The following is a 20,014-nucleotide window of genomic DNA, read 5'->3' on the forward strand; positions in this document are numbered from 1 at the left end:
TGTTGAGTCAATCGGAATCAACATCTGCGCGGTTGCGGGGTGCTGTCGCTTCAAGCGTTCGAGCAATTCTATATAAATCCGGCAAAAGTTCTCCCCTTGCCGAGTCTTACAGGCTTTAGAAAAGGTTGAAATATCAACACAAATGACAGCATGATTGATCCGATAAAATAGATCTCGCATGCTCGTCAAGCTGGCGTCGAGCACAAACGTCAGCCAGACTTTAAAGAACAATCGGGTTTTCAAAACTGGTTAGTCAGTCTGCGACAGTCGTTTTGACTACCGATTTGACAATATTGGGAAACGACGATAGCATCAGACAGAATTTTTTATTTGATAGGGGTCAGAATACTATTTTCTGACCCCTTTTTTCTTGTCTTAAGCTTTCTTTCAACACTTCTGGCTGATAGCAATTCGCTTGCAGCCTTTACAAACAGAGTATCCAATTCGTGGAATCGAGCCGGATCGAGCAAGGATCTAACCTCTTCCAGTGCTGTCAGATCTGGAACTAATTGTTGAGTAAATCCAGCTTCTAGCACATTGAAATAACCAGGCTTCAGTCCCCCCAGGTTCGCAAGTTGACGTAAATGCTGTTTTTCTGATTCAGCGATCTCTCCATCAGCAGCAGACATTTCATAGCCAAATCCGATCAGCAATAGTTTCTCAGACTCAGAAAACGGTTTCAGCAATGTCAACGTTTCATCGGAATTCGCATAAATCTTTTGTTCTCGAATTCCTTTACTAAGCAATTGAGCCAATTGACGAACATTGCCCTCTGCTGGAATGAAACGATTCAGAGTTTTTTGCCAACGCTGCTTTTCTTCCTCAGTCACTCTTTGATCGGCAAACATTACACCCAGAAGAACCGTGGTTAGAGCAGCCAGAAAAAGAACGGGCAGTGTTACATCCCGTGGATCAAGCTTTTTCCCGGTAATCTGCGACAGGAGTTCAACAACCTTCAGGTCAACCGTCTCTGAAATCATCATACGTTTCCTAGCCTTAGAGCGTCACGTTTTTGGAATATGCCCAAGTTAGCCAAAAACTAACGTGAATCTCCGGGAAAATACGGGTATCTTTACAAAATTGCTGATTTAAGCTTAAAGCAACTGAGTAATTCCAATTAACCACTATGCTATTTGCCTTTCCTCCCCTAATTCAAGCTGGCATTGACGCAGGTAAGTATGAAGTCGTAAAGAATGCAGCAGGGGTGGTGATGGGAACCGCCCGAGAAAAGGCAACAGGGCATTTTGTTGGTAATGCAGTCGGAATATTAAGTAATGCTGGGGTTCCCTTTAATCCGATCGCTGTTCCTCTGCAATTTGCTCAGATGTACCAAACACAGCAAGGATTTCAAGCTGTTCAGGTTGGACTACAAGGCATCCAGGCAAGCTTAAGTGTTTTGCAAACGATGACGATTCTGACAGGAGTTGGAGTTGTAGCTAACTTAGCAATTTCGGCTGTGAGCCTTTGGCAGCTTTTGAAACTGAGAGAGGATGTTAAACTGCAACGGCTTGAGATGCGGGAGGGATTTCTTGACCTAAAGCGAGTTTTGAGAGATCAAGGAACAGAAATTATTCAGAAAATTGATGAGGCTGTTCAAGACATAGAGTTCAGGCAGCACCGTCAAGCCCTAGCTCAAGCCTATGGAAAATTTCTGGAAGCTACCAGACTGATAAAGATTGACATGATGTGTGAGGACTTGAATGTTCAAAATTCTGGACTGGCTAACGAACGGCAAATTCTGACAGAGTCTTTAGCTGATTACAGAAATCCGCATCTGCTGCCAGAAGCTAATGCGGTGACACAACTCCGCAGGCTAGAGTGTGCATGGGCAATTGAACAGACTATTGCTGTCACATATCAACTGCAAAATCAGCCGGAGGCTTTGAGCATTTGTTTAGGGCAACTCCAAGAAAGAATTCGTCAGGATGTGATTGAAGTTGTCGATCGCTGTGAATCAGAAGATGAACTAGATATTATTTTCCCAGAAATCACACGTATTCATGATCACGACCTGGTTGTACTGAAGTTTTGGCAAGATCAGGTTGATTGGGTGCGATCGCTCCCTCCTTCTGAACAAAAGTCATTACAAGAAAGTGATGTCAGCGAACCTGACACAACTGAAACCTCTGTCACAGTAGATTTGACGGCAATTCCTCCAGAGCAGTTGCTTTATGAGACTTTGAAGCAGAAATCTCACTTTCCGGCTCTATGTGATGCTCTCCGGTTGATGATGCATACTGAAACCCGGAGAGAATATGAAACTTATATCAGTCAGCAAGCCGAGAATGCAGCGCATAAAGCTCTTACAGTGGTAAATTTACAGCAAATGTCTGATCTGTCGGTTGCTAATCTCTACTGGTACTTTCAGGTCAGAGATGAGTCTGAACAAGAACTCACAGAAGAGAAAGTGTGATCGTCCGTAGGAGCACCTACCATTTGAAGAGTATCCATCATCCATCAGAAATCTCCTTGGTTAGACTACCGACGACGGCGACGGTGACCTTTGCTAGTGCCGCGAATCGTATCAACAATGGCAACCATTGATCCCAAAACCACCATTGTCAGATTGGGAGACGAAGAGGAATGGCGTGGAGCTTTCGTGGGTTGGGTAGCCATCTCACCCCGTTGGGAGCGTGGAGAAGATTCGGAGGCTTGGATTTCTTCTGCCTCGGCGATCGCTTTCACATACTCAGTGCGAGGAATACCCTGCTGCACGCGCCCTTCATCAGTTAAAGGAACTGCGATCGAAGTAGGTCGAATCCGAGAACCATAGCGACGAGCATACACCTGAGTGAACTCTGCCCCAAACAACAAAATTTGTGCTGAGTAAAACACCCAGACCAGAATCACTACCAGGGAACCAGCCGCGCCATAGGCAGAGCCAATCGCTGCACTGCCCAGATAAATCCCAATCAACGTGCGCCCAATTGTAAATAGAAATGCCGTAAACGCTGCACCGATCCAGACATCGCCCCAGGTAATTCGTACATCCGGCAGCACCTTATAAATCAACGCAAACAAAAAGGTGATCACACCAAAGGAGACCACAAAGTTAACAACCTCCCAGAGAGGAGCCAGATCAGGAAGGATGCCATTCATAAAGGTGCCTAACCCAGCCAAGACTGCACTGGCTATCAATGAAACCAACAGCAAAAAGCCGATCGCCAGCACCATTCCAAACGACAGAATACGAACCCGAATAAAATTAACAATGCCGCGTCCCGGCTTAGGGGCAACTTCCCAAATGGTGTTAAGCGCATCCTGTAACTGCCCAAACACCCCCGATGCCCCTAACAGTAGGGTGACAATACCCACGATAGTGGCTACCACGCCGCCTTCTACCTGGTTTGCGTTAGCAATCATGGATTCGATCGCCTCTGCCCCCTCTTGCCCAACCAAGCTCTGAATTTGCCCAACAATCTGTCCTCTGGCGGCATCTTCGCCAAAAAAGATAGCTGCAATGGAAATAGAAATGATCAGTAACGGAGCTAGCGAAAAGACTGTGAAATAAGCTAAAGCGGCTGCCAATCGTGGCACTTTATCTTCCGTCCACTTCGAGAACGTTGCCTTCAGCAAGGGGACAAAAGCAGGAACTTTCATAGCTGTATTTTTAATACTTCAGCATTTGTTCAGCAGAATATCAGAAAGCCAACTTCTGCAATGTCTTCCTCCAGAAGTAATATGATGCAGACTTGTGCCATCATTAGGCTGAGTTCTGTGCCTTTGACTGATTATTGGGCTTTGGCGGCAGGGATTATTGGATAGGGTTTTACTTTGCTGCTTACAGCGTTTCCTTTCTGGGTGAGGTACATCTCATCTATTTGACTCAAGGGTTTTGCGGCTATCCATGTACCTCACTGGATTCAAAAACGCTATATGCCTGCTTTAATCTCTGTTTTAATCAAATTGTCTGTAAGCCTGCTTCTGTTCTTGCCTTATGTGATTCTAGTCGGCATGACTGCTTACCCACTCTTTGCTCTGGGGTTAATCGCGATCAATGGGTTGTATAGTTGGATTGTCATTTGGGCTTATGCAGACTTGAAAGCCCAAAATAAACTTGGGATTTTCGGTCAGCTTTTGTTCATTCCCTTATTGATGGGAACAGGGACATTAGGATTTATAATCTGGCTTCTATTTCAGCCTGAAGCGCGTAGAAGAAGACAGTACTAACGCAATTAGTTATAACTATCCATTCACCTTACTGGTGAACAATCTCTGCCATAAAACATTAGTGGGGGATTATTCGTTCGCAACCCACTAACGTACTTTTACGGACATCTGAATTGAGAGCCAATATATTTCCGCAAGTTCTCGCAGTGAAGGATTTCTCAAGCTTTCTATCATTCAGCCAAACAGAACTGGCAGGAAGCTTCTAATGAGAGACCTTCAACCAACGATTGCAACAACCACTGAGAATAAAATAACTGGTTGGACGATGCTTTTATGGCTTGAGGGGTTTCAACCTGTTACCCCGCGTCGGTTACCTATTGCCTGGTATTCATTAATCCTCCCCCGCTCTATCACCCGATCAATCCACTGGAAAAAATTAGGGTTAGAACTGCTTCTAGAAGGATTAATGCTTTTGGCTCCTGTTAGCCTGGATGTGATGGGTGCGATCGGAGAATATTTGGTCGATCGCAACCCTTCAACTTCAGCAGCCTATACATTTAATACCCCTGGTTTTCAGGTTTAGCTAAAACCGCTGGTTCTCAGGTTTAGCCACACCGCCCCCAGGTTCATTCAGGAACAGATTTCTCGCAGCATCATTCTGATAAACACAATCAATCTTGGGTGAGCTTTCCAGCGTTCCGGTAAAGCCAAAAGTGTTCATTCGCTGTTTGCAGTCGCGCACCTGCTCTGGTTTCACCAACCCCTTTTGTTCCAACACTGACCAGTTGTTACTCCGCAAAATACAGCCTGGTTGGGTCGTCGGTTGGGAGACAAAGACATTGAGGGGATTTAAGGTCACAAAAACCCGTGTGTCCATTGTGATAGCGCTGGCTCCAAACTGGACACAAAGTTCAGCATTGGGTGCTCTGCTCTCCAGATCGCCCAGGGTTACAATCTTACCGCCGCTGCCGCCAGAGGTGGCAACGGAACTAAAGCCAAGACCAATTCCAATCCCCAGAATAAACACACCCGCCAGCACTGCCAGAGACGTAGCAGTCAAAATGGAGGGCTTAGATGATTTTCGCTTCGGAGCAACGTCCTGAAACTCGTAATCATCCAAATCTCTATCTCTATCGTATTGATAACTGGTAGACCGGGATTTACGTTTCATAGCTGCCTGTCTTGGGTCGGGAAAGTCACGGAACGATCTCACCTTCGCTATCGGGATGGAACCCGTTCCTATACCCTAGTATGCCGCTAAATTCTAGCTAACCGCCGTAGGGAGGGAAGGAGTTTCGCCTAAATTACCATACACTAACTCAGAAATAGGGGAAGCAGCGTGGGGCGAGGTAGCTTTAAAATAAACCAGATCCCCAACTGGTTGGGACAGTTGGGGATCTCAGTCTACTGACACCCTATTTGTGTCAGGTGAGGTTAGTTTTTCGTCTTAGACGCTGCCTGACGACGGCGCATGGCTAACGATCCAACAATCAATAATCCACCCAAAACAGGGGGTGTTGGAATCGGTTGGGCAGGTGCCAGTCTGGCGGATGCAAAAATGCTGAAATCGTTAAAGTCAAAGTCTTCAGGCTCAGATCGATAGGCTCCATCTTCAAAGGCAAGGGCAACAATTCCTGCAAAAGGATTGGCAGAGGAAAAGTTACCCGGATTTGGAAAAGGAACTCCCTCTCCACCTGAACCAAAGGAACCAAACAGGACTCGTTGGGTTCCTCCATTCAAAGCATTGGTTGAAAACATGCTGGGAACGCGAGGTCCGTTGGCAGGTTCTTCGGGAGCCACACTAAACAGTTCGAGGGCATAGAGTACCCCCGCCCGAAACGTAAAGGAACTCGTGCAATTGGGGACAGCGGCTCCCGAACCACAGGTAGCAAACCAATTAGTAGGTAGTGGGTCCCCTGGAGCCGGCACAAAATTTGCCTGTCTGCTCTCCTCAAACACAGTTGCTACACGAGTTGTTGTGCCTCCCACTTGCTCAACAACGAATATGCTTGATTGAAATTGGTTGTTTGAGAATGCAAAGCCAAAGTCAACGATAGTATCTGCATCGAACTGGATACCGGACGTGCCAAAGATGTTTGCTGCTTGAGCGGGAACAGAGAGAACGCCTAAAACAGCGGTTGCAGTTGTGAGAGGGAGAAGGGATTTTGATAAGTTCATAAAGTCATTCCTGAAGCAATGGTTACCCACATGGACACAACGTCAAGTTGTTAGGAGGCATAGACAGCGAAACACAGTAGTCGGACTCGATAAACACTGAGGTCGGTGCTCTGATGAATAAGCATCAAAGGCATCTCTCCCAAAAACCCTGGGATCTTTATATATCCAACTACTTAAGGTCTAAGGCGTATGCTTCCCCTGACTCCTGCACCTTGAAATCGCGTGTTTGTGTCTACTGCCACCTCCCGACTCTTTACGTCAGTTAGTTTGGGGACTACTGCTCGTTTCTTCAGGGAAAGAGGTGTCTGGCAGGAACTTTTTCTTAAATATTGATGAAATCTTTACAAAGATCGGTATTTGCGTAGTCAGGTAAGTAGGTGGTAGAGGGTGGGTGGTAGGGAAGGGAAGGGTGGGGGTCGGGGGGCAGGATGAATCACGATCGCCCCCTTGTTATTTCAACCGTCTGCATCAAGAATAGGAAAATAGTAAAGAAATGTTGCACCCGTGAGCGCTTCCCCAATCCAAAATCGGCGGCTTCGTCAGTCCATGCTCCAAACCCTATGGAGTGACTCTCTCACCATCTTCTGGGGGGACTGGCTGGATCTGCGGGTGAGAATTACTCAGGTGATGGCTTCGGGGCTGGTTTCACCACTGATTTATATTGTCGGATTTGGCTTGGGTCTGGGTAGTGCCTTAGACCGGGCAGTCACCCCATCCGCGGGGAACTCGTATTTGGAATTTATTCTGCCGGGAATGGTGGCGCTTTCCTCCATGGTGATTAGCTTTGGGGGCACAACGTTTTCGCTCTGCGGCGATCGCATCTTCAGCAAAACCTTTGAAGAATTGATGCTGGTACCCGTCCATCCCCTGGCACTGCACCTCGGCAAGATGATGGCAGGGATCGTGCGCGGTTTGCTGACATCAGGGTCGGTGATTCTAGTGGCAATCCTTTTTACCGGCAGGATCTGGAGTTTTTTGAATCCCCTGTTTCTGCTGGTTCTGGTGCTGAATTGCGCTGTTTTCGCTGGTCTGGGCGTGATTGTGGGATTGAGTGTCACGTCCCTGGAAAGTGTAGGCATCTACAACAACTTTGTGATTGTGCCGATGTCTTTTCTGGGTGCCACGTTTTTTGATCCAGCAACGCTGCCCGTCATCCTCAAAGGCATCGTTTACCTGTTGCCCCTGACCTATGCCAGTCTGGGGCTGAGAGCTGCCGCTTACCTGCCCCTGTCCCAGTTTCCCTGGTACGCCATTCCGATTTTGTTAACGGTAGCGATCGCCCTATCTGCCATTGGTGCTTACAAATTTTCCCACCAGCAGGATTAGGGAGTCGGGCTGGCTTGCGATCGAAATAGAAGCCGAATGCCATCCTGACTCTCGCTAAACCCCCAGCGTTTATAAAACGGCATCATCTCTGGTAAGCAGCAGAGACCGAGATACTCAACGGCTTGTAATTGGGGATGGTTGACGACGGTATCAATTAACAAGGTGCCCAAGCCCTGCCCCCGGTGGCTGGATTTAACAATCACGTCGAAAATCAACGCCCGGTAGACAAAATCAGTCAGAATCCGGGTAAACCCAATCAGATGATCCTGCTCATCTACAATGCCAATCATCAAATCGGTTCCATCCAGCATCCGCACAACCTCATCCAATTGCCGCTGCTGGCTCCAGAATTCATTGCGGTAAAGCTCAACCAGTTCTTCAACTTGTGCCTCGGTCAGTGCTGAAACAATCTGGTAGGGCATCGCTCTCCTACACATTAAACCGGAACAGCATGACATCCCCTTCCTGCACCAGATATTCCTTACCTTCACTGCGAACCAGCCCTTTTTCCTTAGCCCCAGTCATTGACCCAGCAGTGACCAGATCCTTATAGGCAACCGTTTCAGCCCGGATAAACCCTCGCTCAAAGTCGGTGTGAATCACCCCGGCAGCCTGAGGAGCCAGCATTCCCGCCTTAATCGTCCAGGCGCGGGTTTCCTTCGGTCCCGTGGTGAAGTAGGTGCGCAGCCCTAAAAGCTCATAAGTCGCCCGGATGAGAGACTTTAGCCCTCCCTCCTGTACTCCCAAAGATTCCAGAAACTCTGCCCGCTCCGCTTCTGGCAATTCAACCAGTTCCGCCTCAACCTGGGCAGAGACAACCACCACCTGAGCAGTTTCCTGGGCGGCGACGTCCCGTACCTGCTCAACCCAGACGTTACCGCTTGCCAGGTCATCCTCAGACACGTTTGCCGCATAGATGATGGGTTTGCGCGTCAACAGTCCCAGCGGTTTGATCACCAGTTCTTCTTCTTCCGTCAGAGCAACCAAACGGGCGGGTTTGCCTTCGTTCAGCACAGGTAACAGCTTGTCGAGGGCATCGACTTCCACCTGGAGTTCCTTGTTGCCACGGGCTTGTTTACGGGCGCGATCGATGCGTTTCTCAATTTGTCCCAGGTCTGCCAGTGCCAGCTCCAGATTGATCACTTCAATATCTCGCACCGGGTCAACGGAACCAGAGACGTGGATAATGTCATCGTTGTCAAAGCAGCGGACGACATGAATGATCGCATCCACTTCGCGAATGTTTGCCAAAAACTGGTTGCCCAACCCTTCCCCCTGGCTGGCTCCTTTGACCAGTCCGGCAATATCGACAAACTCCACCCTGGCGGGCACAATTTCTGCGGAATCGGAGATTTTTGCCAATACTTGCAGACGCTCATCGGGAACGGCAACCACCCCTACATTGGGTTCAATTGTGCAAAAGGGAAAATTTGCCGCCTGTGCCTTAGCATTGGCAACGACGGCATTAAATAAAGTCGATTTTCCCACATTGGGCAGTCCCACAATCCCGGCTCTTAGCATTTTGGATTTTAGATTTTGGATTTTAGATTGACCGCTTCAATAAACAGAGCAGTGGTCGAAGACTATTCTAAGGTTTGCGGGTGGATTTGTGGGGATGAGGGGTGATTAGAGAATGGCAGGATGGCAAGATCAAGTAAATAAGTCTTGTAGGGGAGCAAGTGCAATGACCTTTAATATTCGTCAGCTAGACAACTTGACCTATGACGAGTTGAACCAATTCTGGAAGGTTATGTCAATGAGCTACTCCAGGAATTTGTTCAGTCTCCAGAGGGCAAAGCTCACACTGAAACCTACCCCAAAGGCGGTTACTAGATTGGTAGCTTCATTGAACTGGCTTATACCTATCAAGAGCGTACCCTGCCCAAGATGACTCAGGGCGATGTGCAGTCCCTAATGGAATACACCTTGCCGCGCAAAATCACCATTTTTGACCCATCTGAAGCTGAAGCTGCCATCCCGGAACTGGTTGCCTTCTGGCAGTTTCTTAAGCGTGAGTATCAACTTCGCAGTGCGGGGGCGATCGCCAAATATCTGGAATCCCTTGCCCCTCAATTTCCCTCCATGCTGTGTGATCCTGCCAGGGGAGGTCCTGCCAAGGCGTTTATCATCATGGGTTATCAGGCAGGGTTTGACATGACTACGCAGGAAGGTATTCAGGCTTTCCAGCAGCAGTACAATGCCAGCCTTCAATCCGAGAATGCCGATCCCACAACGACAGCCCTCAAAAATATGATTTAGGGCATGATCCCTGAATCACCCTCAGCTTCATCGACTCCATCCAAATCTAAACCTCAGGGAATGGGAAAGCCAAAGACCACTTCGGCTCAAAAGACAAACTCTAAGAAAACCAAGCGCAAAAGTAAATGAACTCGTGCGGTGCGCGATAACCTTCAGATTCCCAGTTTCTCATGGGTAATTGGGTAAATTGAACCCGATTTAACCAGAAAACAGGGATCTTGGCTATCAAATTTCCCATCATGTCCGCCAGAAATGTCCGCCAGAAAATGAATTTCCATCCCTAAGGCACTGTTTGGGGAATGGGTCCCGGTACTGGTTGAGGAATAGGTGCAGGGACTGGCTCGGGTTCTGGCGCAGGAACAGGTTCTGGGGCAGGTGCGGGAACAGGCTGAGGGATGGGAGCAGGAATCGGCTCTGGTGCCGGACCGGGAGTCGGATCAGGGGAAGGAGAGGGCACCTGAGGGGCAGGAACTTCGGGGGTGTAAATCATGGTGAGAGTAGGGCGTAGTTTGTGGTTGTAGGTGTTCCGACGCTACCCCTGTATTCTAAGAAGTGCCTGCGGAACCTCCCCTCTCTCTTTGGTTCAAACGTTCGTAGACTATTCAACTGGACAAACGGAAGAACGGACGTAGCCAGAGTCCTACCAATGTTCCAACCAGGGCAGAGGCAATCCAGACCCAGCCGTGCAAACTGGTAGACGCGATGCCGCCGAAAAAGGCACTGACATTGCAACCATAGGCAAGAAAAGCTCCATAACCCATAATTAATCCACCCAGGAGTGTGGCGGCAGTCAGAGAAACCGTAGGCTGACCTTTGGGTATTAAGCGACCTGCCAGAGCAGCCGCCAGAATGGCTCCCAGAACAATCCCAATATTCATGATCGAGCTAACATCTGCAAAGACCCCCTGGCTGAGTGCCTGTTGACCGCCTGCACTACCCCAGAAGGGACTGGATGCTGGATCCCAGCCTAGCCAGGTGGCAACCTGTGCCGACCACAGGGCAAACCCCCAGGTAATTCGCCAGGGTTGCCCGGAGAGGATTAAAGTCACCCAGTTGAGAATTGCCAGGACGATCGCGCCTGCTACCAAGGACCAGGGACCGTAGAGAAGAGATGGGGACGGGGAGGGAGGGGGCGAGGGCGAGGGGGCGAGGACAGGGGAACGCTTGCTCCACCAGTGCAGCCCAACTGCCAACACACCAAACAAAACTAACTGTATTACTATGGCTGGAACCCAACCGATTGTGTTTCCCAGAATAATTGGCTGGCTGGCTGGCAGCCCTCCCCAAAGCTGACGGGTCAGGCTTGCCCCAAAAGCCCCAATACAGAAAGTCAGGAGCGTTAGTAGCATCATCAGGCTACCGCCGCCAATCGTGTAAAGCGTGCCGCAGCCGCAGGCTCCCCCTAGCTGCATCCCAATGCCAAACAGGATCGCTCCGATCGCTCCCTGGATACTAACTGGGGCAACGGCTCCCCGGACTGGCTCACCCAAAGCGGTTCCGCTTGCCAAAACAGGAGCAAACAGAATTGTAGCCAGCGCCAGCATCACCAGTTGGGCGTGCATGCCTTTCACATCACGGTTAACAAACAGTTTGCGGTAGGCGGAAGTAAACCCAAAACTGGCATGGTACAGAGTGACCCCCAACAGTCCACCAATCAGAAACAGGGTGCTGTGTTTCCAGCCGTAGCCACTGAGGGCGATCGCCCCAAAGGCAAGCAAAAATAGGGCGATCGCCACAACCAATCGTTGGGGTCGTAGCCGAGTCGTTAATGGTTCAGAAACTGCCAAAGATTCTGTAACATCACTCATTGCTCAACGTTCCTGGTTTCAACAAAAACAAAGATGAGGGGATATATCCCCTCATCTCCCCATCCTGATGCAAGCCGGTAGACCTATTTTTTGGGAGGTTGCTTCGGAGGATCAGAAGGTGGGGGTTCGCAACTTGCCAAACTAGTTTGATAAAAGTCTGTTGCCGCAACCAGGGAGAGCGATCCCAGAGTCAACAGAAAAGCAAGCATCAGCGATCGCAAAAAAATCATTCAATCAGCCTCAACGAACACCAGAGGTTAAGGTTTTTTCAGGTCCTGTAGCTACCGGCAAATTCGTTGTGCTGTACTCTGTCCAGGAACCTTCGTAGACTCTAACTTTGGGATAGCCCAACAGATGTTTCAGTACCACATATTGCAGGGTCGCTTCCCGCCCCGTACTGCACGTCACAATAATATCATCCGCTGGGGTAATCCCCCGCTCTGCCAAAAGCTGACGAATTGCATCCAGAGACTTCAACTGATGGGGGTTTTTCAAATTCTCCTCGGAATTATTTGCCTCGGTAAAGGTGGGCCAGGGGATATTACGAGCACCAGGAATATGACCATTGCGAGTCCAGATTTCCTTTTCACCCGTAAACAGTTCCGGCGGACGAGGATCAATAAAGACCACACCTGATTGACCAGTCAGTTTTGCTACCTGATCGACTGTGACTCGAATGGCAGGATTGTCTTGAACCGTAAACTTACCAGGGGTATAGCGAGGAAATTCTCTGGTGACAGGCTGTCCTGATGCTTTATACCCAGCGAAACCACCATCTAAGACCGCAACATCCTTCACCCCAGAGCGCTCCAGCAGATAGGCAACCATCGTTGCGCCCAAAACATCGTTACCACTGGAATAGACCAGAACCTTACTGGTGTTAGACACACCCGATTTTGAGAAAATATCGCCCAGTCTGTTATTGTCCCAATATTGGACGGGCAAAACTCCATTCGGTCCCCGAAAAGCCGTATCGGCAATATTGACCGCTCCAGGCACATGACCAGAAATGTACTCTAGCGGTGCATTGCGTACATCCAGAATACGGACATTTGGATCCTGGGCATGGGCAGTTACCCAGTCTGGTGAAACGAATTGAATGGTTGCTTTAGAAGGAGATGCAACCGATGAAAAAGTTAAAGATGGAACCAGAACCAAACTGGCGATTAGTGCCGCCAACAACATAAAAATCCTGGGCTTCCTTACGCTTGCCCAGCCTAGTCGCAACTTCATAGACAACTCCTTACAGCAAATCTACGGCAAGCCGATAGATAAACCTTACTTAAAACAACATAGGGTAGAGATTGCCATAAAATAGGTATCAAAAACAAGGGTTAAGGGGAAAAACCGCACAAAGACTATCGAAATTTCGTAGTTTCGCAACAATTCTTTGTCAAGTAATCTAAAGGGGCGAGATGGACATAGATACCCTTACCCCGTAGATCACCTACCCATTGCCTAACCGCTGCTGGATTTCCTTCAATGCCTTATGCATTTCAGGTAAGCGTTGGATGATGGCAGAAACCTTTAAAAAGGTCTTGTAAGGCATAGCGGGGGTTCCGATCACAACATCACCCGCTTTGACATGGCTATGCACTCCAGCCTGAGCGCCGATTTGTGCTCCGTCACCAATGGTAGTCTGGTTTGCAGCACCAACCTGCCCCCCCAGCATGACCCGGTTGCCAATCTTAACTCCTCCTGCCAGCCCAACCTGGGCTGCCATCGCGCAGTTTTGCCCAATCTGGCAGCCGTGACCAATGTGAACCAGGTTATCCAACTTGGTGTTCCGAGCAATCCTGGTTTCGCCGACAGCCGGACGGTCAATGGTTGCGTTGCAGCCAACTTCTACCCCATCTTCCAGAACGACATAACCTGACTGCTCCATCTTGTACCAGCCTTCAGGGATGGGAACAAAGCCAAAGCCTTCAGAACCAACCACCGCGCCACAGTGAATAATGCAGTCTGCTCCAATTTGACTACGCTCTTGAATCACACAGTTGGCGTGCAGGACGGTACGATCGCCCACTTTTGCCTCTGGATAGACCACCACATTGGGATGGATGCAAACGCGATCGCCAATGGTAACACCGGGTTGAATCACTACATGGGCACCGATCGCAACTTCCTGCCCAATGGTGGCAGAGGGATCGATCACTGCCGTTGGGTGAATTGCAGGAGCTGGTTTGAAGGGTTGGTAGAAGAGGGCGATCGCCTGGGCAAATACTAAACGGGGATCCTTCGCTTCAATCCAGGCAATTCCCTGCTCCGTTGCCTGAGTCTGAAGCGCGGCGTCCCTCGGCAAAATTAAGGCACTGGCTCCCGTAACCTGCACTTGAGCCGCAAACTTTGCCCCCTCAATGTAGCTGAGACTACCCGCAGTGGCTTCATCGATCGCGGCGACTCGCAGAATCTCTATATCCTCACTCGCCTGGGACCGCAAAGGATGCTGATTGGCAGCGCTCAATTTTTCTAACAACTCGCTAAATTTCATGGCTCCCGTCGGTTAGGTTAGTACATTGCCGGTATCTGCTTGATTTTACAGTTGAGTATCCGTTCAATTGAGTATCCGTTCAATCGCCGTCAGATCCCTATCCGTTAACGCTCGATTGAGATTGGGTCGCTCAGACCTCCGAGGTTTTCAAAAACCTCGGAGGTCTTGGGTGGTTTGAAATTTTGCATGATGCTTGAAACCCATCCGCTGAGTGGTTGGGGTTAAGAATGAGGTACAGTACTTGTCATTATGAGTGTACGCTTACCGTTATCCCGTTTCTTTCAGTCCAGCGATCGCCCCAGCCTTTCGATGCAGATGGCACGCATTGGTCTGTCCATGACGGTCTTTTTTGTGCTGCTGGCAGTGCTGGCTCCCCTTTTGCAAAGCATTGGCTGGCTCCAAGACCCGCTCGAGTTTTTGGATAACGCTCCCTACACCCCACCCTCCCTTCAGCACTGGTTCGGGACAACTCATCTGGGTTACGATGTGTTCTCCCGCACAGTGTTTGGTAGTCAGGCAGCCTTACAGGTCGTTATCCTGGCAACCCTCTTAAGCCTGGTGGTGGGGGTGCCGCTGGGCATGGTGAGTGGGTACCTGGGTGGCAGATTGGATCGGGTGTTGCTATTTTTGATGGACACGATTTATACCCTACCGGGACTGTTGCTATCGGTCACGCTGGCGTTTGTTGTGGGACGAGGGGTGCTGAATGCCGCGATCGCCCTCAGTATTTCCTATATTCCCCAGTACTACCGGGTTGTGCGCAACCACACAGTGAGTGTCAAGACGGAGCTATTTATTGAAGCAGCTCAGGCAATGGGTGCCTCCACCTGGCATGTATTGAGGCGATATTTGTTTCTCAATGTGGTGCAGAGTGTGCCAGTGCTGTTTACCCTCAACGCCGCCGATGCCATTCTCACCTTAGGTGGCTTGGGCTTTCTGGGGTTGGGCTTACCAGAGGAAACCCCAGAATGGGGACAGGATTTGCGGCAGGCGTTGGATGGGCTTTCTACTGGTGGCATCTGGTGGACCACGCTGTTTCCTGGGCTGGCAATGATGTTGATGGTAATGGGGTTGTCTCTGCTGGGTGAAGGCTTAAATGAATGGTTAAATCCCAGGATGCGGGTGCGCGATGAAGCGTAGGGGGGAATTTTAGCCCAATCACTCAAGCCATGCCTGCGCCCCCATCTCCCAGCAAATGGTAGAATCGCAGGCTATGAGAAGGTATTAGGTGTCCCTCTGTGTATCCGCTGCTTCTCCACCATTCGCCGAACAACGGCTTGAACTCAAAACAGGCTACAACTTCTTGCAGGGTTGATTAGAATAGGTCAGGAAAAGCCAGGAAGATCCATGACTCCGCCGCAGCCGCCTCCCCGCAAATCACCGACGATTATGGGTGCCATCACCCAGGCAGTGCAGACTGTTCAGGCAAAGATTAACTTCTCGAAGCTGAAGCTGAAGCCCAATGCCCGTGTGCCAGAACTGTGGGTTCAAGATGCCGGAGTAGAAAAGGCACAGGTTTATCCGTTGTTGGGCGATCGCTACCTGTTGGGGCGCAGTTCCCAGTCCTGTGACATTGTGATCCGTAATCCGGTGGTGAGCCAAGTGCATCTCTCGCTCAACCGGGACAGTCAGCCCAATGGCAAACTCAGCTATTTCTTCCGGGCACCCTTCTTTCTCAAAGATGAAAACTCGACCAATGGGGTTTATCGGGGCAAACGCCGCATTCGTAAGGAAATGCTGCGTCATGGCGCAGTTTACACCCTGGGTCCCTCAGAACTGGAGGCTTCCGTTCGGGTCAGGTTTATCGATCCGCCGCCCGTTTATGTGCGAGCTTTTCAGTATGGGATGTATGGCATTGGCGGGTTGACGGCACTGGCAGTCGTCGCCGTGCTGCTGGAGTGGCAGAAGTTTTCGGTAACGCCGCTGCCCTTATCCGTTCAGGGTCCTAATATTGTCTACTCCCGCGATGAGACACCCCTGAACACAATCACGACCCGTACCCATACCGAACTGAAGCACCTCCGAGACTTTTCTCCCTATCTGGCACAAGCGGTGATTGCATCCGAGGATTCCCGCTATTTCTGGCATTTTGGCGTAGACCCGATTGGCACCCTGCGGGCATTGGTGACCAATATCCAGGGCGGTAAGATTCGTGAGGGCGGCAGTACCCTGACCCAGCAGCTTGCCCGTAGCCTGTTCCGGGACTATGTTGGGACGGAGGATTCCGCCACCCGTAAGCTGCGGGAAGCCGCCGTTGCCCTCAAGCTAGAAACCTTTTACAGCAAAGATTTTTTGTTGCTGACTTACCTGAACCGGGTCTACATGGGTAACGGTAACTATGGGTTTGAGGATGCGGCGCAGTTCTATTTGGGCAAGTCGGCAAAGGATTTGACCCTGTCAGAGGCGGCAACCCTAGCGGGGATTTTGCCCGGTCCCAATACGTTTAACCCGGTGAATGATTACAAGCGGGCAATTGAACTGCGCGATCGCGTTCTGGATCGGATGCTGGAACTGAACATGGTCAGTTCTGAGGAAGCCCAACGGGCACGGCGATCGCGGATTGAAGTTAACCCTAAAGCACGAGAAGAACTGGAAAGTACCCTCGCTCCTTACTACTACGGTTATGTGATGGAGGAACTGCGCCAACTCCTGGGTGACCAGTTGGCGGAGGAAGGCAACTTTGTGATTGAAACGGCGCTAGATTTACCCGTTCAGGAAACGGCAGAAGCTTCCCTGCGGGATGCCGTCAGTACCACGGGAACCAGTGCCGGGTTTTCGGAGGGGGCGATCGTCACAATTGACTCCAAAACGGGTGAAATTTTAGCCATGGCAGGGGGAGCAGATTACAAAAAAAGTCAGTTCAACCGAACCTACCAGGCAATGCGCCAACCCGGTTCTACCTTCAAAATTTTTCCCTACACCGCCGCCCTGGAACAGAATATTTCCCCTGGAACAGCCTACTCCTGCGCTCCCCTCACCTGGGATGGGCAGTTCTTTGAGGGGTGTCGTTCTGGGGGAGGCAGTATGGATATGTACACTGGCATGGCACTCTCTGAAAACGTAATTGCCCTCAGAGTTGCCCAACAAGTTGGCTTGGGACGAGTGATTAACACTGCCCAGCGGATGGGTATTCAGTCGAAGTTAGAAGCGGTACCCGGTTTGGCACTAGGTCAGAGTGAAGTAACCCCCCTGGAGATTACTGGGACCTTTAGTGTTCTAGCCAATCGGGGAGTCCGCAATCGCCCCCATGCGATTCGGCGGATTCTGGATGGCGGCGACTGCAAAGATCGCAACAGCTACAAAACATGCCGGATCATTTACCCGGCTGAGCCGGATCGGGAAATGAATCAAGCTGTCATTTCCCCAGAAATTGCGGATGCGATGACCGAATTGCTGCGGGGTGTTGTATCCAATGGAACTGGACAGGCAGCGGCGATCGGGCAGGGCGAAGTGGGAAAGACGGGTACAACCAACGATAATCGTGACCTGTGGTTTGTTGGCTATATTCCCGGCAGTCTTGTGACTGGAATCTGGCTTGGCAACGACGACAATAGCCCCACTTCTGGCAGCAGCGCCCAGGCAGCCCAGGTCTGGGGAAGCTATATGGGTAGGGTACTGCGTTTAGGGAACTGATAGCCTTCTAACGTCCAGTTCTGCCAGCAAAAAAATCAACCTTCCGGACTGACAGAGCCACCCTCTGAAGGGAGAGGTTATGTCTAGCTCATCCTGGTTTTATTTTCAATAGGCAGGTTCAGACAACCACAGCTTTTTTCCGCAGCTTTAGGTTGTCTGGGGCTAGACATCTTAAAAAAATGTGCTATATGTAGAGGCTAATCTTTTAATTTCCAGCAAAAGGCACTATCGGTAGTGTTAGATCTCAATCAGTTAAATTGCCAGGGAGGATAGTCCATTGAGTACTGTAACAGCTAAACCCAAGAAAAAAGAAAAAACTCGCTTTCAGAAGCAAGCGAAGTTTCCACCTATAACTGGTCAGCAAGCACCTCAATTCCCAGACATCCATGAACTAGACAATCACCCACGAGAGCCGCTCAGTGATTGGGATCATGCATCTTAACATTGACTTTGACCAGTAATTTAAATACTGAAAGTGTTGGGTTTCGCTCTCGCTCTACCCAACTTACGATGCCATAACGGTGCAACTACTACTGCCTATTTATCAGGACGCTAAAGCGACCTCAACCATCTGTTGCAGTTCACCCTTTTGGTAAAGCTCAATCAAAATATCGGAGCCACCCACAAACTGGCCGTCAATGTAGACCTGGGGAATCGTGGGCCAGTTGGAAAATTCCTTGATGCCCTGACGGATTTCGTAATCCTCTAGAACATCACAAGTCTCAAAGGGAACGCCAAGGGAATTAAGAATCTGCACCACGTTGTTAGAGAAACCGCATTGGGGCATCAGCTTGTTGCCCTTCATAAAGATCATGATCTTGTTTTGCTGAACCAGGTTTTGAATGCGCTCTTGGGTTTCTGGAGTCATAGTTCTAAATCGATGTGTTGGGTGTACGTAATATCAGACCAAAAAAAGAATGATCAGAAATTGGGCGTGGCTTAAACCACCTGCCCCGTTGCTGCCCAGGACTGAGGAGTGTAGGTCTTCAGCGCTAAAGCGTGAATTGCTTCAGTAGACATTGCCTGCCGAACCGCCCCATAAACCATCTGGTGCTGCTGCACCAACCCTTTCCCCTCAAACACTGAGGATATCACCGTTACCTGATAATGATCCCCACCGCCAGTCAGGTCTTGTACCTGCACCTGGGCATCGGGTATTTCGGCTTTAACCATTGCCTCAACCTGCTGCGGGCTGACCATTCACCCTCCTTTATGTGAATCAATTACCTAAGAATTCCAGTCTAACGTTCTATCACTATTCTCAACTGCCTTGCTAGCCCTTAGGATTGTGGATCAATTAACTTCCGTAGGTTGGGTTGAGTTTACGAAACCCAACGCTTCCGTAGATGTTGGGTTTCGTAAACTCAACCCAACCTACCAAAAGCCGATGTTACTTAATTCTCATTCCTTAGCAAGGGATCTAGCTTGAAACTTCATCAACTTAGAAACCCGTAGTTTTTCCTGGGAAAAATCTCCAGTTCTCAACTTGGATGAGGTTTAATTGGGAGTTATCCTGTTAAATCCAGGTTCCTAACACCTAACACCTGGCACCTGACACCTAAACTTATTGGGCACTACTTGGCTGCTCAGCCCGAGGGCGAGGATAGGGAGAGTCAACAAAACCCAATTCAAACAGTTGTTGGTATGCCTTTTGACCTAAGTCCCGGGTTGGCTGTTGGCTACGGATGATTTGCACTAACAAGGGAACTGCCAGTTCTGGCTGGTTTTGTGCCCGGTGTACCAATGCTAATTGATAGGTGGCATCATCCCGCAATTGGGCAGCTTCTAACGCCCGCTTACGCTGACTATCAGCAATGCGGTTGTCAATCCCGGAAAAGCTGCCTGCCAGGTCTTGATGGAAGTTGGACAATTGGTTAAATACCTGCCGCGCCTCTTGCAACTTCTTGACTGCAACGCTATAGTTCTGAGCCGATACCGCGCTCTGTGCCTCATCTATCAAGCGCTTGCCACCCGTCATGCTAAGTAGGTTGCCATCTTGTCCAACCGGACGCAAAACATTGGGATCGTTCGGATCAATGGGCTGTGCCTGTCCTGGACCCGTTGGCAACTCTTGAGCCATGCTACTCAATGGCTGTCCTAACATGGAAGCTGCGAGAATAGATGCGGCGATCAAGCCAGCAGTAGAAAGAACACGAGTCATTGCAAAGGATTCCATGAGGGAGAGATGGGATAAGTGAGAAATTGGTAT

At 49.8% G+C, this 20,014-nt stretch carries 20 protein-coding genes and 1 pseudogene; 7 read left to right on the forward strand and 14 right to left on the reverse strand.

Annotated features, from left to right (window positions below; all coding sequences use genetic code 11):
• A pseudogene (locus tag AC1S52_RS29820) lies at positions 1 to 180 on the reverse strand (IS4 family transposase); the annotation flags it as partial.
• Between the two features lie 146 nt (positions 181 to 326).
• Positions 327 to 983: a tellurite resistance TerB family protein gene (locus AC1S52_RS29825; protein ID WP_482032684.1), complete on the reverse strand. Its 657-nt coding sequence runs from the start codon at positions 981 to 983 to the stop codon at positions 327 to 329.
• Positions 984 to 1,126: 143 nt separating this feature from the next.
• On the opposite strand from AC1S52_RS29825, the gene AC1S52_RS29830 reads away from it, so the two are divergent.
• Complete coding sequence (locus AC1S52_RS29830; RefSeq protein ID WP_482032685.1) at positions 1,127 to 2,413, forward strand: hypothetical protein; 1,287 nt, start codon at positions 1,127 to 1,129, stop codon at positions 2,411 to 2,413.
• 65 nt (positions 2,414 to 2,478) lie between these two features.
• Here the strand turns inward: AC1S52_RS29830 and AC1S52_RS29835 are convergent, their stop codons facing one another.
• On the reverse strand, positions 2,479 to 3,600 hold the full coding sequence (locus AC1S52_RS29835; protein WP_482032686.1) for a YihY/virulence factor BrkB family protein: 1,122 nt from the start codon (positions 3,598 to 3,600) through the stop codon (positions 2,479 to 2,481).
• A 276-nt stretch (positions 3,601 to 3,876) separates the two neighbouring features.
• Between AC1S52_RS29835 and AC1S52_RS29840 the strand changes: the two genes are divergently transcribed.
• Both AC1S52_RS29840 and AC1S52_RS29845 read left to right on the forward strand, forming a co-directional pair.
• Positions 3,877 to 4,170 carry a hypothetical protein gene (locus tag AC1S52_RS29840; protein WP_482032687.1) on the forward strand — a complete coding sequence of 98 codons (294 nt, stop codon included), beginning with the start codon at positions 3,877 to 3,879 and terminating at the stop codon, positions 4,168 to 4,170.
• Positions 4,171 to 4,375: 205 nt separating this feature from the next.
• Entirely contained in the window at positions 4,376 to 4,693 is a 318-nt protein-coding gene (locus tag AC1S52_RS29845; protein ID WP_482032688.1) for a hypothetical protein, read from the forward strand.
• Here the strand turns inward: AC1S52_RS29845 and AC1S52_RS29850 are convergent, their stop codons facing one another.
• Together AC1S52_RS29850 and AC1S52_RS29855 are read right to left on the reverse strand one after the other, a co-directional pair.
• Complete coding sequence (locus AC1S52_RS29850) at positions 4,694 to 5,281, reverse strand: DUF3172 domain-containing protein (RefSeq protein ID WP_482032689.1); 588 nt, start codon at positions 5,279 to 5,281, stop codon at positions 4,694 to 4,696.
• Positions 5,282 to 5,544: 263 nt separating this feature from the next.
• Complete coding sequence (locus tag AC1S52_RS29855; protein ID WP_482032690.1) at positions 5,545 to 6,288, reverse strand: hypothetical protein; 744 nt, start codon at positions 6,286 to 6,288, stop codon at positions 5,545 to 5,547.
• Between the two features lie 504 nt (positions 6,289 to 6,792).
• On the opposite strand from AC1S52_RS29855, the gene AC1S52_RS29860 reads away from it, so the two are divergent.
• Positions 6,793 to 7,614: an ABC transporter permease gene (locus tag AC1S52_RS29860; protein ID WP_482032691.1), complete on the forward strand. Its 822-nt coding sequence runs from the start codon at positions 6,793 to 6,795 to the stop codon at positions 7,612 to 7,614.
• On the opposite strand, the gene AC1S52_RS29865 is transcribed toward AC1S52_RS29860, so the two are convergent.
• Positions 7,611 to 8,036 carry a GNAT family N-acetyltransferase gene (locus AC1S52_RS29865; RefSeq protein WP_482032692.1) on the reverse strand — a complete coding sequence of 142 codons (426 nt, stop codon included), beginning with the start codon at positions 8,034 to 8,036 and terminating at the stop codon, positions 7,611 to 7,613. The two genes, AC1S52_RS29860 and AC1S52_RS29865, sit on opposite strands and share 4 nt — an antisense overlap.
• Positions 8,037 to 8,043: 7 nt before the next feature.
• A complete protein-coding gene (gene ychF, locus AC1S52_RS29870) occupies positions 8,044 to 9,135 on the reverse strand; it encodes a redox-regulated ATPase YchF (protein WP_482032693.1) in 1,092 nt (363 codons plus the stop codon).
• A 366-nt stretch (positions 9,136 to 9,501) separates the two neighbouring features.
• On the opposite strand from ychF, the gene AC1S52_RS29875 reads away from it, so the two are divergent.
• On the forward strand, positions 9,502 to 9,873 hold the full coding sequence (locus AC1S52_RS29875; RefSeq protein ID WP_482032694.1) for a hypothetical protein: 372 nt from the start codon (positions 9,502 to 9,504) through the stop codon (positions 9,871 to 9,873).
• A gap of 280 nt (positions 9,874 to 10,153) precedes the next feature.
• Here the strand turns inward: AC1S52_RS29875 and AC1S52_RS29880 are convergent, their stop codons facing one another.
• The 4 genes from AC1S52_RS29880 to lpxD form a co-directional block, all read right to left on the reverse strand.
• Entirely contained in the window at positions 10,154 to 10,363 is a 210-nt protein-coding gene (locus AC1S52_RS29880) for a hypothetical protein (protein ID WP_482032695.1), read from the reverse strand.
• Between the two features lie 112 nt (positions 10,364 to 10,475).
• Positions 10,476 to 11,681 (reverse strand): YeeE/YedE family protein, encoded by a 1,206-nt coding sequence (locus AC1S52_RS29885; protein ID WP_482032696.1) that lies wholly within the window; start codon positions 11,679 to 11,681, stop codon positions 10,476 to 10,478.
• A gap of 240 nt (positions 11,682 to 11,921) precedes the next feature.
• A complete protein-coding gene (locus tag AC1S52_RS29890) occupies positions 11,922 to 12,914 on the reverse strand; it encodes a sulfurtransferase (RefSeq protein ID WP_482032697.1) in 993 nt (330 codons plus the stop codon).
• A gap of 214 nt (positions 12,915 to 13,128) precedes the next feature.
• The gene (lpxD, locus tag AC1S52_RS29895; RefSeq protein WP_482032698.1) at positions 13,129 to 14,172 is read right to left on the reverse strand and encodes a UDP-3-O-(3-hydroxymyristoyl)glucosamine N-acyltransferase; all 1,044 of its coding nucleotides are present in this window, start codon (positions 14,170 to 14,172) and stop codon (positions 13,129 to 13,131) included.
• 249 nt (positions 14,173 to 14,421) lie between these two features.
• Between lpxD and AC1S52_RS29900 the strand changes: the two genes are divergently transcribed.
• A complete protein-coding gene (locus tag AC1S52_RS29900; protein WP_482032699.1) occupies positions 14,422 to 15,312 on the forward strand; it encodes an ABC transporter permease in 891 nt (296 codons plus the stop codon).
• A 207-nt stretch (positions 15,313 to 15,519) separates the two neighbouring features.
• Positions 15,520 to 17,805 (forward strand): transglycosylase domain-containing protein, encoded by a 2,286-nt coding sequence (locus tag AC1S52_RS29905; protein ID WP_482032700.1) that lies wholly within the window; start codon positions 15,520 to 15,522, stop codon positions 17,803 to 17,805.
• A 544-nt stretch (positions 17,806 to 18,349) separates the two neighbouring features.
• Here AC1S52_RS29905 and grxD read toward each other — a convergent pair.
• The 3 genes from grxD to AC1S52_RS29920 form a co-directional block, all read right to left on the reverse strand.
• Positions 18,350 to 18,673: a Grx4 family monothiol glutaredoxin gene (gene grxD, locus AC1S52_RS29910; RefSeq protein WP_482032701.1), complete on the reverse strand. Its 324-nt coding sequence runs from the start codon at positions 18,671 to 18,673 to the stop codon at positions 18,350 to 18,352.
• A 71-nt stretch (positions 18,674 to 18,744) separates the two neighbouring features.
• On the reverse strand, positions 18,745 to 19,005 hold the full coding sequence (locus AC1S52_RS29915) for a BolA family protein (protein WP_482032702.1): 261 nt from the start codon (positions 19,003 to 19,005) through the stop codon (positions 18,745 to 18,747).
• Positions 19,006 to 19,369: 364 nt separating this feature from the next.
• The gene (locus AC1S52_RS29920; protein ID WP_482032703.1) at positions 19,370 to 19,966 is read right to left on the reverse strand and encodes a hypothetical protein; all 597 of its coding nucleotides are present in this window, start codon (positions 19,964 to 19,966) and stop codon (positions 19,370 to 19,372) included.
• Between the last annotated feature and the right edge of the window lie 48 nt (positions 19,967 to 20,014).

Source organism: Kovacikia sp. CALU 1929, from assembly GCF_056784235.1.

What these genes read in the sequence shown, in the direction of transcription:
- AC1S52_RS29825 (WP_482032684.1), bottom strand. Translation starts at nt 983, where the DNA reads ATGATGATTTCAGAGACGGTTGACCTGAAGGTTGTTGAACTCCTGTCG.
- AC1S52_RS29830 (WP_482032685.1), top strand. Translation starts at nt 1,127, where the DNA reads ATGCTATTTGCCTTTCCTCCCCTAATTCAAGCTGGCATTGACGCAGGT.
- AC1S52_RS29835 (WP_482032686.1), bottom strand. Translation starts at nt 3,600, where the DNA reads ATGAAAGTTCCTGCTTTTGTCCCCTTGCTGAAGGCAACGTTCTCGAAG.
- AC1S52_RS29840 (WP_482032687.1), top strand. Translation starts at nt 3,877, where the DNA reads ATGCCTGCTTTAATCTCTGTTTTAATCAAATTGTCTGTAAGCCTGCTT.
- AC1S52_RS29845 (WP_482032688.1), top strand. Translation starts at nt 4,376, where the DNA reads ATGAGAGACCTTCAACCAACGATTGCAACAACCACTGAGAATAAAATA.
- AC1S52_RS29850 (WP_482032689.1), bottom strand. Translation starts at nt 5,281, where the DNA reads ATGAAACGTAAATCCCGGTCTACCAGTTATCAATACGATAGAGATAGA.
- AC1S52_RS29855 (WP_482032690.1), bottom strand. Translation starts at nt 6,288, where the DNA reads ATGAACTTATCAAAATCCCTTCTCCCTCTCACAACTGCAACCGCTGTT.
- AC1S52_RS29865 (WP_482032692.1), bottom strand. Translation starts at nt 8,036, where the DNA reads ATGCCCTACCAGATTGTTTCAGCACTGACCGAGGCACAAGTTGAAGAA.
- ychF (WP_482032693.1), bottom strand. Translation starts at nt 9,135, where the DNA reads ATGCTAAGAGCCGGGATTGTGGGACTGCCCAATGTGGGAAAATCGACT.
- AC1S52_RS29875 (WP_482032694.1), top strand. Translation starts at nt 9,502, where the DNA reads ATGACTCAGGGCGATGTGCAGTCCCTAATGGAATACACCTTGCCGCGC.
- AC1S52_RS29880 (WP_482032695.1), bottom strand. Translation starts at nt 10,363, where the DNA reads ATGATTTACACCCCCGAAGTTCCTGCCCCTCAGGTGCCCTCTCCTTCC.
- AC1S52_RS29885 (WP_482032696.1), bottom strand. Translation starts at nt 11,681, where the DNA reads ATGAGTGATGTTACAGAATCTTTGGCAGTTTCTGAACCATTAACGACT.
- AC1S52_RS29890 (WP_482032697.1), bottom strand. Translation starts at nt 12,914, where the DNA reads ATGAAGTTGCGACTAGGCTGGGCAAGCGTAAGGAAGCCCAGGATTTTT.
- lpxD (WP_482032698.1), bottom strand. Translation starts at nt 14,172, where the DNA reads ATGAAATTTAGCGAGTTGTTAGAAAAATTGAGCGCTGCCAATCAGCAT.
- AC1S52_RS29900 (WP_482032699.1), top strand. Translation starts at nt 14,422, where the DNA reads ATGAGTGTACGCTTACCGTTATCCCGTTTCTTTCAGTCCAGCGATCGC.
- AC1S52_RS29905 (WP_482032700.1), top strand. Translation starts at nt 15,520, where the DNA reads ATGACTCCGCCGCAGCCGCCTCCCCGCAAATCACCGACGATTATGGGT.
- grxD (WP_482032701.1), bottom strand. Translation starts at nt 18,673, where the DNA reads ATGACTCCAGAAACCCAAGAGCGCATTCAAAACCTGGTTCAGCAAAAC.
- AC1S52_RS29915 (WP_482032702.1), bottom strand. Translation starts at nt 19,005, where the DNA reads ATGGTCAGCCCGCAGCAGGTTGAGGCAATGGTTAAAGCCGAAATACCC.
- AC1S52_RS29920 (WP_482032703.1), bottom strand. Translation starts at nt 19,966, where the DNA reads ATGACTCGTGTTCTTTCTACTGCTGGCTTGATCGCCGCATCTATTCTC.